The organism is Salinivibrio sp. HTSP, assembly GCF_003390965.1.
GTDB lineage: Bacteria > Pseudomonadota > Gammaproteobacteria > Enterobacterales > Vibrionaceae > Salinivibrio > Salinivibrio kushneri.
This window is the reverse complement of sequence record NZ_PXUD01000041.1, coordinates 77,366-88,585: the sequence shown is the minus strand read 5'-3', so window position 1 is coordinate 88,585 and position 11,220 is coordinate 77,366. Positions and strand designations below refer to the sequence as shown.

The window sequence follows — 11,220 nt, the reverse complement described above, 5'->3', positions numbered from 1 at the left end:
ACTCCCTTAGCAGGGGAGCGCCTTCAGCCACTCGGCCACCTCACCGTCGCTGCGGGTGCACATATTACTTTGAGCCACATATATGTCAAACACTTTTCTGGCAAAAATCGTCTTGCCACCAACAAATGGACAATTATCACCCACAACCCAATTCTATTGTTGGATTTATCGCCGTTTCATTCTGATTTTACGGGAAAAGCAGGGATAAAAAAGGCCGACCTTTGGTCGACCTCTTTTTGCCTTGTTAGTAGTCGTTTTGACCACTTGCAGGCGTGCCTTTCTCGGCTTGAATACGCATGTAGATCTCTTCGCGATGTACCGAAACATCTTTCGGTGCGTTCACACCAATACGAACTTGGTTACCTTTCACACCCAGTACGGTGACAGTCACTTCATCACCAATCATCAAGGTTTCGCCCACACGGCGAGTTAAAATCAGCATGCTTCTACTCCTTGAGTATCAATCTTTTACTTATTCAATTAGTGTCTGAGCCAGATAACCCGCCAGCGTATCGGCTCGTTACCTGTGATCGTTGGGTTCTTTCCCTGCTCATGATGCCAATACGGGCGCCAAAACGTCCGTATTCACACTATGGCTGAATTATCACACCATATCCAGAAAGGGGCAGAGAAATTTACTGTTTTATCATCATGCCGTTAGCCGAGAAGGCGATTGACCTGAGATAACAGTGTAAGAGAAATCTGTACTGCATTGGCTGGCGTGGCGATAAAATCTAACCAGTATCACGTCTTACGCCAGTGCGTCGCTTAAGGCGTTGCACTATACAGAATCAGAAAAAAAGTGCAATTATTAATCTAGATCACAAAAAAGGGTCGCGATACGCGACCCTCTTGACTTTTAAAAAAACAAAAGCGGCTTATAGTTGCTCAGCGAGCCAGGTCTCCGCGGAGGCTAACGCACTCGGCAGTGCACTCACATCACTACCGCCGGCTTGTGCCATATCAGGGCGGCCACCGCCCTTGCCACCCACTTGTTGGGCAACAAGGTTAACCAACTCACCGGCTTTCACGGTGCCGGTCAGATCTTTAGTCACCCCCGCAATCAGGCCGACTTTGTCATTGGCCACATTGCCGAGCAGCACAATGCCACTGCCCATTTGGTTTTTCAGATCATCCACCATGCTACGCAGTGCTTTGTTATCCGCACCATCAAGCTGGCTGATCAGCACTTTTACCCCGTTTAGCTCACGGACCTGATTGATCAGCCCAGCACTTTCTTGTGCGGCCAGTTTCTGTTTAAGCTGCTGAATTTGTTTCTCTAACGCTTTCGCTTTGCTCTGGGCTTCGTCAAGTTTGGCTTCATAGTCAGCCTGTTGCTGATAAACGCTATCAATGGCCGCTTGCCCGGTAATGGCTTCGATGCGGCGTACACCGGCCGCGATACCCGCTTCAGAGACGATTTTAAACATGCCAATGTCGCCCGTACGCGTCGCGTGTGTCCCGCCACACAGCTCGATAGAAAAGTCACCCATGCTTAATACACGCACTTGGTCATCGTATTTCTCACCAAACAGTGCCATCGCGCCTTTTTGCTTGGCGGCTTCGATATCCATCACTTCTGTCTGCACGGGGCTATTTTCACGGATTTGTTGATTCACGATCCGCTCAACCGCTTTGAGTTCATCGGCGGTGACCGGCTCAAGGTGTGAGAAGTCAAAACGCAAGCCGTCAGGGCGAACCAAAGACCCCTTCTGAGCAATATGCTCACCCAGTACCTCACGTAGCGCAGCATGAAGCAAGTGGGTCGCAGAATGGTTCATCGCTACCGCGTGGCGACGCTCAGCATCCACGCGAGCGGTTGCTTGTGTCCCGACACTCAGTTGCCCTTCCGACAAGCTGCCGTAGTGCGCAATGGCTTGCCCCGCTTTCTGGGTATCCGTCACGGTAAATCGCCCTTGGTCAGTGTCAATCACCCCTGTATCACCACATTGGCCACCAGCCTCGGCATAGAAAGGCGTGTGATCAAGGATCACCACCGCTTTATCCCCCGATACCAAGCTATCAACGGTGTCACCGTCGACAAAAATCTCAGTGATCTGGCCTGTGCCTTCTGTCCCTGTGTAACCACAAAAATCAGAGCCATGCTCCACTTTTATTGCTTGGTTGTAGTCAGTGCCAAACTGACCGGCTTCGCGCGCGCGCTGACGCTGGGCTTCCATCGCCGCTTCAAAGCCGGCTTCATCAATGCGATAACCGCGCTCACGCGCAACATCATTGGTTAAGTCTGCCGGGAAGCCGTAAGTGTCATAGAGTTTGAATACAGTTTCACCATCTAACTCGTCACCTTTAACCTTGTCCAAGGCCTCTTCCAACATCAACATGCCACGCTCAAGCGTGCGACCAAAGTTGTCTTCTTCAATCTTAAGGACTTTTTCCACCATGGTTTGCTGCGCACGCAGATCTTCACCTGCCGTCCCCATGATGGTAGCGAGAGGGCCAACCAGCTTATAGAAAAACGCCTCTTTGCTGCCAAGCTTGTTACCATGGCGAACCGCACGACGAATGATTCGGCGCAACACATAGCCTCGCCCTTCGTTCGATGGCATCACACCATCAACAATCAAATATGCACACGAGCGGATGTGGTCAGCGACTACGCGCAAAGACTGGTTAGTGAGATCTTCAACCCCAATGATGTCAGCGACTTGCTTAATCAATTGCTGGAAAACATCGATTTCATAGTTAGAATGCACGCCCTGCTTGATTGCCGCTATGCGTTCAATCCCCATCCCGGTATCCACTGACGGCTTAGGCAGATTTTCCATCGTACCGTCTGCTTGGCGGTTAAACTGCATAAAGACGATATTCCAGATCTCGATGAAGCGATCCCCGTCTTCTTCTGGCGTCCCTGGCGGGCCACCCCAAATATGCTCACCATGGTCATAGAAAATTTCGCTACATGGTCCGCATGGCCCAGTATCGCCCATTTGCCAGAAATTATCTGACTCGTAAGGCTTACCACCTTCTTTATCGCCGATACGCACAATGCGATCCGCTGGGACACCGATTTGCTGATGCCAAATATCAAATGCTTCGTCATCGGTTTCGTATACGGTTACCAACAGCTTTTCTTTTGGCAAGCCAATGGTTTCGGTCAAAAATGCCCATGCGTACTGAATCGCATCTTGCTTGAAGTAATCACCGAAGCTGAAATTGCCGAGCATTTCAAAGAAGGTATGGTGGCGCGCGGTAAAACCGACGTTTTCAAGGTCGTTGTGTTTGCCGCCCGCCCGCACACAACGCTGTGCTGACGTTGCACGCGTGTAGTCACGCTTTTCAACCCCTAAAAAAGTGTCTTTAAACTGGTTCATCCCTGCGTTGGTGAACAAAAGCGTTGGGTCATCGGCAGGCACGAGCGACGAGCTAGGCACAATCTGGTGCCCTTTGCTTTCAAAGAACTTGAGAAACGCTGTACGGATCTCATCAGTGCTCATATACATTGGCTAATCCTGATAATCGAATATTGCGTTAGCAACCAGATATGGTCGTGACGCGATGGAAGCATGGTTTTATTTACGCCATTGTAAACAACCGATCGCGTGCGGAAAAGAGACAGAGTGGGATTGGTTTAGAAATGCGTGTTCGAATCGTCGTGACTGAGTGCGTATTGGATTTGATCAAAGTTAAAGCCACGTGACTGTAAAAAGCGCATGCGTTTGGCTTTTTCCTTTTGCTCGGCTGGCGGAAGGCGGCCATCGAGATCGGCATATTTACGCTGTGCGGTCTCTCTGGCTAGCGCATACCAGTCAACCTCTTGCTCTTGTTCGGCACGTGATAACAACTCAGTGTCGATGCCCTTTCGCTTGGCATCTTGGCAAATACGTAGCCAGCCATGATGTTTGCTCACACCTTGGCGCAACAAGCTGGCCGCAAAACGGGCATCATCTAACCAACCACGGGCGAGACACTCATCAAGGGTCAGCGCAATGGTGTCTTGATCAAACCCGCGTTGAGTCAGTTTTTGTTGCAGCTCGTGAACAGAATGGTCACGGCGGGCTAACAAGCCCACCGCAACGTCTTGGCACGATACGGCCATTACAGCTGATCGTCCTCGGCTTCTGCCTCCGCGTTCGCGTCGACCGCTTCGTTGTTGAGGCCAGGCTGCAGCAACATCTCGCGCAAGGTGGTGTCAATTTCTTCCGCAATGTGTGGGTTTTCTTTCAGGTATTTGCAGGCATTGGCTTTACCTTGGCCAATTTTATCGCCTTTGTAGCTGTACCAAGCACCGGCTTTTTCTACCAGCTTGTGTTTCACGCCCAAGTCTACTAATTCGCCCTGCAAGTTAATGCCTTGGCCATAAAGGATTTGGAATTCGGCTTGTTTAAAGGGCGCAGCCACTTTGTTTTTTACCACTTTGACGCGGGTTTCGTTGCCCACCACTTCGTCACCTTCTTTAATCGCACCAATGCGGCGAATATCCAGGCGAACCGAGGCGTAGAATTTTAACGCGTTACCCCCAGTCGTGGTTTCTGGGTTACCAAACATCACACCAATTTTCATGCGAATTTGGTTGATGAAGACCATCATGGTATTGCTATTTTTGATGTTGGCTGTGAGCTTACGCATCGCTTGTGACAACATCCGCGCTTGCAGACCCATGTGTGAGTCGCCCATCTCGCCTTCAATCTCAGCTTTAGGTGTCAAAGCCGCCACTGAGTCAATCACGATCATGTCGACAGCGCCCGAGCGTGTCAGGGCATCGGCAATTTCCAACGCTTGCTCACCGGTATCTGGCTGAGAGACCAAAAGGTTATCGATGTCGACACCCAGCTTGCGCGCATAAATAGGGTCAAGGGCATGCTCAGCGTCGATAAAGGCACAGGTCTTTCCCATTTTTTGTGCTTCGGCAATCGCTTCTAGCGTCAGCGTCGTTTTACCTGATGACTCTGGGCCATAGATTTCGATAATACGACCAAAAGGCAATCCGCCGGCACCTAGGGCAATATCGAGAGACAAAGAGCCGGTCGATACGGTTTCGATGTCCATGGTGCGGTCATCACCCAGACGCATGATTGAGCCTTTGCCAAATTGCTTTTCGATTTGCCCGAGTGCGGCTGCGAGCGCCTTTTCTTTGTTATCGTCCATTTCAGTCTCCAGGAAATAAACCGCTATCTATGCGATGAAAGCTATCAGTCATTGGGGCTAAGTATACTGTCCATACATACAGTGTCTAGCCCTGTATAGAAAAAATCTGTGTGGTGCGACACGTCTCCAGTTACGGAGACAAGCGCCTTAAAGCATGGGACAACACATGCGCGACCGTTTGTTCACGAACCGCGCGCCTGTCCCCCTCAAAATGACAGACTTCTGTGTCAGTTTCGCCACCATGCCAAGCCCATGCGCACCACACGGTACCCACAGGTTTATCAGCACTCCCCCCCGATGGGCCAGCCACGCCACTTACGGCAATCGCCAAGTCTGCTTCTGCCTCTTGGCGCGCACCTTCCGCCATCGCCATCACCACAGGTTCACTCACCGCGCCATATTGTGCTAATAGGTCATCTGGCACGTGCACTTGTTGGTGTTTGGCTGGATTGCTGTAGGTCACCCATGCTTGCTGAAACCATTGCGAGCTTCCTGGCACGTCCGTCAAGCAGTAAGCGATACCGCCCCCGGTGCAAGACTCTGCGGTGGTCACTGTCAGCCCTGCATCCAATAAGGCATCGCCGAGTTGCTTTGCTAGCGAGAATAACTGTTCCACCATGCGCTCCTTTTGTTGAGGGGGAAGAAACCGGTACCGCAACTTTACCCTTTGCCGTACGATCACGTATTCTACCTACCCTTTTCAATGTTCCATTTTGCAGGTCTAGTCGTGACAGTACAAGCGCTCGAAAAGCACACCCCGATGATGCAACAGTACCTCAAACTCAAAGCGCAGCACCCTGAAGAGCTGCTGTTCTACCGCATGGGGGATTTTTACGAACTCTTTTACGACGATGCCAAACGCGCCTCTCAGCTTTTGGATATATCACTGACTAAGCGCGGCAGCTCAGGCGGTGAGCCGATCCCCATGGCGGGTGTGCCCTTTCATGCCGTGGAGGGATATTTAGCGAAGTTAGTGCAATTGGGCGAGCCGGTGGCGATTTGTGAGCAAATTGGCGATCCGGCCACCAGTAAAGGCCCGGTTGAGCGCCAGGTGGTGCGAATCGTCACCCCCGGCACAGTATCCGATGAAGCGCTGCTTAGCGAGCGGGTTGATAACTTGGTTGCCGCACTGACTTGTGATAACGAGCAGTTTGGCTTCGCCACCTTAGATATTACCTCGGGGCGATTTGTGCTGACCGAGCCTGCTACCTACGAGCAAATGCAAGCCGAGCTGCAACGCACGCAACCGGCTGAGCTGCTTTATCCAGAAGACTTTCCCTACCCTGATTTACTCGCAGCGAGCCGCGGCGCAAGGCGCCGACCGATTTGGGAATTCGATCTCGACACCGCTCGCAGTCAACTGACCAGTCAATTTGGCACCCGCGATTTAGTCGGCTTTGGCGTGGAAGACTGCGTGCTGGGGCTCAGTGCCGCCGGCTGTGTATTACAATACGCCAAAGAAACCCAGCGCACTGCGCTTCCCCATATTCGTGCCATCATCAAAGATCAGCAAGACACCTCTGTGGTGTTGGACGCCGCGACACGACGTAATTTAGAGATCACCCAAAACCTCGCTGGCGGCACCGATAACACCCTGGCTGACGTTTTGGATCGCACGACAACGCCAATGGGCAGTCGCTTACTGAAACGCTGGCTCCATCAACCCCTGCGAGACCCTCAAGTGCTCAACCAACGTTTGGATGCGATCGGCGCGCTGCTTGATAGTGGCCTATACACCGAGTTAAGCGCCGCACTCAAACCGGTTGGCGACATTGAGCGCGTACTGGCTCGCTTGGCGATGCGCTCTGCTCGCCCCCGCGATATGGCAAGGCTGCGCACCGCATTGGCGCAGCTGCCTGAGATACAGACGCTGCTCACCGAGCTAGATCACCGTGCGTTTTGCGATTACCAAACGGCCACCACACCGATGCCAGAGCTGCAAGATTTGCTCACCCGCGCGGTGGTCGAGAACCCGCCGGTAGTGATCCGTGATGGCGGCGTGATTGCGCCAGGGTACAATGCGGAACTGGATGAATGGCGCGACTTATCTGAAGGCGCATCACGCTACTTAGAAGAACTCGAAACCCGCGAGCGCGAGCAATATGGCATCGATACCCTGAAGGTGGGTTATAACCAGGTGCACGGCTTTTACATTCAAATCAGCCGCGCGCAAAGTGACCGAGTACCTGCACATTATATCCGCCGGCAAACGCTTAAAAATGCAGAGCGTTACATTATCCCCGAATTAAAAGAGCACGAAGATAAGGTCTTAAGCTCTCGGTCCAACGCATTAGCGTTAGAGAAACGGTTGTGGGAAGAGTTATTTGATTTATTACTGCCACATTTGGCCCAACTGCAACATGCCTCTGAGGCATTATCTGGGCTGGATGTGCTGTGCAACCTTGCTGAACGCGCTGAGACGCTCAATTACCATCGCCCAGTGCTTACCGACAAACCGGGCATCGATATCGAAGCGGGCCGCCATCCAGTGGTAGAGCAAGTCATGAGTGACCCCTTTATCCCTAACCCCATCGCCTTAAGCCCTGCGCGGCGGATGTTGATCATTACCGGGCCGAATATGGGGGGTAAATCCACGTATATGCGCCAGACGGCATTGATCACCTTGCTGAGCCATATTGGTGCGTATGTGCCCGCAGATCGCGCGACTATTGGGCCTGTTGATCGGATTTTTACCCGTATCGGCGCCTCTGACGATCTCGCTTCCGGCCGCTCAACCTTTATGGTGGAAATGACGGAAACCGCCAATATTCTCCATAACGCGACGGCAAACAGCTTGGTGTTAATGGACGAAATTGGCCGCGGCACCAGTACCTACGATGGTTTGTCTTTAGCATGGGCCAGTGCGGAATGGCTGGCAGAGAAAATTCATGCAATGACCTTGTTTGCCACCCATTATTTCGAACTCACCGAACTGCCAGGGCAAATGGAAGGTTTGGTGAATGTGCACCTTGATGCCATGGAGCATGGCGATGACATTGCGTTTATGCACGCTGTGCAAGAAGGCGCAGCCAGTAAGTCTTATGGCCTAGCCGTCGCGAGTCTCGCAGGGGTTCCCAAACCGGTAATACGGCGTGCTAAGCATAAACTGGCACAACTCGAGCAAAACGGCCAACATACCATTCATGCTGAACAAACGGTCGGTGATCCCGCGCCCGCTCAGCTCGCCTTACTGCCTGAGCCTAGCGAACTGGATAACGCGGTCGATGCCTTAAACCCCGATGAGATGACCCCACGGCAAGCCTTAGACGCCCTCTATGCGCTCAAGGCGTTACAGCAATCGCGCTAATCGACCACGCCATCATCCTGTGAGCCGTCATGCCAGCTTCGCTGGGCAAACAAAAAGGGACAGCCATCGCTGTCCCTTCATTAGTGTCTATGACTGTGATGCTCGCTCTATGACTGATGCGACATTAACAGGCTGATTATTGCTCTACGTTAAAGAGCGATTCGATGCTCAGCCCTTGATGCGTCAGCATGTCGCGCAGGCGGCGTAACCCTTCCACCTGGATTTGACGTACCCGCTCGCGGGTTAGGCCAATCTCACGTCCCACATCTTCCAGCGTTGATGCTTCATGACCCAGAAGCCCGAAACGCCGTGACAATACTTCGCGCTGCTTTGGGTTAAGCTCTTGTAGCCACTGAACAATCGACTTTTTCATGTCATCGTCTTGTGTGGTGTACTCTGGGCCGTCTTGCTTCTCATCTGGGATGATATCTAGCAAGGCTTTTTCCGAATCACCGCCAATGGGATTATCCACGGAGCCAATACGCTCGTTGAGACGAAGCATCCGATTCACATCTTCTACCGGCTTATCGAGCTGCGCCGCAATGTCTTCAGCGGTCGGTTCATGGTCAAGTTTTTGTGCCAGCTCGCGCGCGGTTCGCAGGTACACGTTCAGCTCTTTGACGACGTGAATCGGCAGACGAATGGTGCGCGTTTGGTTCATGATGGCACGTTCAATGGTTTGACGAATCCACCAGGTTGCGTAGGTTGAAAAGCGGAAGCCGCGTTCAGGGTCAAACTTCTCCACCGCGCGAATCAAGCCAAGATTTCCTTCTTCGACCAAATCGAGCAGCGCTAAACCACGATTAGAATAGCGACGTGAAATTTTCACCACCAAGCGAAGGTTACTCTCAATCATACGCTTGCGAGCAACCTCGTCACCGCGCAACGCTCGGCGCGCATAGAGCACTTCTTCTTCAGCGGTAAGCAGCGGTGAAAAGCCAATTTCGCTGAGGTAGAGTTGGGTGGCATCAGAGGCCTTTGAAGTGGCCGCTTGTTGCTGTACTGCCTCTTCGACTTCTTCGAGCACCTCGTCAGCTTGTGCTTCCACGGTGTCGAATTCAACGTCTTGGTTCAAGCCGTCCAGTTTCTTTGCGGTATTTGTTTGGCTCATAGCGCCTCCCTAATGACGTAGCAGCTAAGCAGAACTCATTTCTGCTTATACCGGCCCCGTCACATTGGTGGCTGCGGCGATATCACCTTGGTTACCCTGTGCTACCGCTTTGGCAGATAATGTAACGGATTGACCGATTTTCCTTTGTAGCGAATTTCAAAATGCAACCGAACACTGTTTGCACCAGAACTGCCCATGGAAGCTATTTTCTGCCCCTTTTTGACAGCTTGGCCTTCTGAAACATAAAACGAATCGTTGTGCGCGTACGCACTTAGATAATCATCATTGTGTTTCACTATTATTAACTTACCGTAACCTCGAAGTGCGCTTCCGGCGTAAACGACTTTTCCATCTGCCGCTGCCTGAATGCCCTGTCCTCGTTGTCCAGCAATATCTATGCCCTTATTGCCTCGCTCTGTGCTAGAAAATCGGGACACCATTCGGCCTCTGGATGGCCATTGCCAGCTGATCTGTTGGTTAGATGCGCTAGCGGTCCGCTTGTTAACAGCTTGTTTACTTTTGTCTTTAGGTTGACTGTACCTCGACGATGACCCCGATTCAACGCTTTTTGTGCGTTCACTCGCGGTTTTTGACTTCTTTTTTTCCTCGAATTTGCTAGATTTAGCGCCTTTTCTAGAAGAAGATGCTGCCACGCTCGCGCTTGCAGCTGACGCCGTGGCAGAGGCCACATTTGTCGCGCCTGATGTGGATTGAGCCACGTCAGGACGTTGATAGGCGGGCTTCCACAGCGCCAGTGTCTGCCCGGGATAAATGGTATAGGGGGGCTGTAGATTATTGTGTTCGATGATGTCGTCGATATCACGATCCGTGATATAAGCGATATAGTAGAGGGTATCGCCCTTCTTAACTTCGTAATAGCTGCCGCGATAGCTGCCTCTATCGACACTGGTATAGTCGGGTGTCACGCTGGATACCGGCGCCGGCCCTCGCCAAGAGCAACCAGATATAACCACTAGCAGTGAAAGAAAAAGCGCGATTTTCATCTGTTTTTAAACACAGCTCCATCTCTGAGACAGTTTATGCCAGCTCACCTGCCACCAGGGGAACAAACTTAACCGATTCAACCGTCTCGGTGTGAAAAGTGGTGCCTTGGCGAGTGACGCGCATCAATGTTTGCTCATCATCACCAATCGGAATCAAGATCACGCCGCCGTCATTAAGCTGATCGCACAACGCATCGGGCACGTGCGCCGCGGCTGCCGTTACCATGATCGCATCATAGGGGCCCTTCGACGGCCACCCTTGCCAACCATCTCCATGTTTTGTCGAGACATTATAAATATCTAGCTGCTTTAAGCGCCGTTTGGCTAGCATTTGTAGTGGCTTGATCCGCTCGACAGAATAAACATGATCCACCAAGTTAGCGAGGACCGCCGTTTGATAACCGGATCCGGTGCCAATTTCCAAAATGCGACTATCGCGTCGCAAATTGAGCAATGATGTCATCTTAGCCACGATATAAGGTTGTGAAATAGTTTGTCCCCACCCAATGGGTAACGCATTGTTTCCATAAGCTTGGTGGGTCATGGCTTCAGAGACAAATAAATGCCGAGGCACAGCCTGCATGGCGTTTAGCACATGGGTGTCAGTCACACCGTGTTGCTGCAAAAATTGAATAAGTGATTGCGCTTGACTCAACGTCTGCTTCCTTTATCACTGAGTATAAGTCTATTGA

9 protein-coding genes are annotated in these 11,220 nt (G+C 51.8%); 1 reads left to right on the top strand and 8 read right to left on the bottom strand.

Going from position 1 to position 11,220, the window contains the following annotated elements:
* Positions 1–244 precede the first annotated feature (244 nt).
* The 5 genes from csrA to C7A19_RS09165 form a co-directional block, all read right to left on the bottom strand.
* The gene (gene csrA, locus C7A19_RS09185; RefSeq protein WP_077484408.1) at positions 245–442 is read right to left on the bottom strand and encodes a carbon storage regulator CsrA; all 198 of its coding nucleotides are present in this window, start codon (positions 440–442) and stop codon (positions 245–247) included.
* A 436-nt stretch (positions 443–878) separates the two neighbouring features.
* A complete protein-coding gene (gene alaS, locus C7A19_RS09180; protein ID WP_116644741.1) occupies positions 879–3,461 on the bottom strand; it encodes an alanine--tRNA ligase in 2,583 nt (860 codons plus the stop codon).
* Between the two features lie 128 nt (positions 3,462–3,589).
* A complete protein-coding gene (locus C7A19_RS09175) occupies positions 3,590–4,057 on the bottom strand; it encodes a regulatory protein RecX (RefSeq protein WP_235614283.1) in 468 nt (155 codons plus the stop codon).
* Positions 4,057–5,106 (bottom strand): recombinase RecA, encoded by a 1,050-nt coding sequence (recA, locus tag C7A19_RS09170; protein WP_069363470.1) that lies wholly within the window; start codon positions 5,104–5,106, stop codon positions 4,057–4,059. Before recA ends, C7A19_RS09175 begins: the two co-directional genes overlap by 1 nt.
* 130 nt (positions 5,107–5,236) lie before the next feature.
* The gene (locus tag C7A19_RS09165; RefSeq protein WP_077520992.1) at positions 5,237–5,722 is read right to left on the bottom strand and encodes a CinA family protein; all 486 of its coding nucleotides are present in this window, start codon (positions 5,720–5,722) and stop codon (positions 5,237–5,239) included.
* Positions 5,723–5,833: 111 nt separating this feature from the next.
* On the opposite strand from C7A19_RS09165, the gene mutS reads away from it, so the two are divergent.
* Positions 5,834–8,413: a DNA mismatch repair protein MutS gene (mutS, locus tag C7A19_RS09160; RefSeq protein WP_116644742.1), complete on the top strand. Its 2,580-nt coding sequence runs from the start codon at positions 5,834–5,836 to the stop codon at positions 8,411–8,413.
* A 136-nt stretch (positions 8,414–8,549) separates the two neighbouring features.
* On the opposite strand, the gene rpoS is transcribed toward mutS, so the two are convergent.
* The 3 genes from rpoS to C7A19_RS09145 all read right to left on the bottom strand — a co-directional run bounded on the left by rpoS (position 8,550) and on the right by C7A19_RS09145 (position 11,183).
* Positions 8,550–9,524: an RNA polymerase sigma factor RpoS gene (rpoS, locus tag C7A19_RS09155; RefSeq protein ID WP_046074104.1), complete on the bottom strand. Its 975-nt coding sequence runs from the start codon at positions 9,522–9,524 to the stop codon at positions 8,550–8,552.
* Positions 9,525–9,625: 101 nt separating this feature from the next.
* Positions 9,626–10,528, bottom strand: coding sequence for a peptidoglycan DD-metalloendopeptidase family protein (locus C7A19_RS09150; protein ID WP_069363469.1), 903 nt, complete (start codon positions 10,526–10,528; stop codon positions 9,626–9,628).
* Positions 10,529–10,562: 34 nt separating this feature from the next.
* Positions 10,563–11,183 (bottom strand): protein-L-isoaspartate(D-aspartate) O-methyltransferase, encoded by a 621-nt coding sequence (locus tag C7A19_RS09145; protein WP_116644740.1) that lies wholly within the window; start codon positions 11,181–11,183, stop codon positions 10,563–10,565.
* Positions 11,184–11,220: the final 37 nt, after the last annotated feature.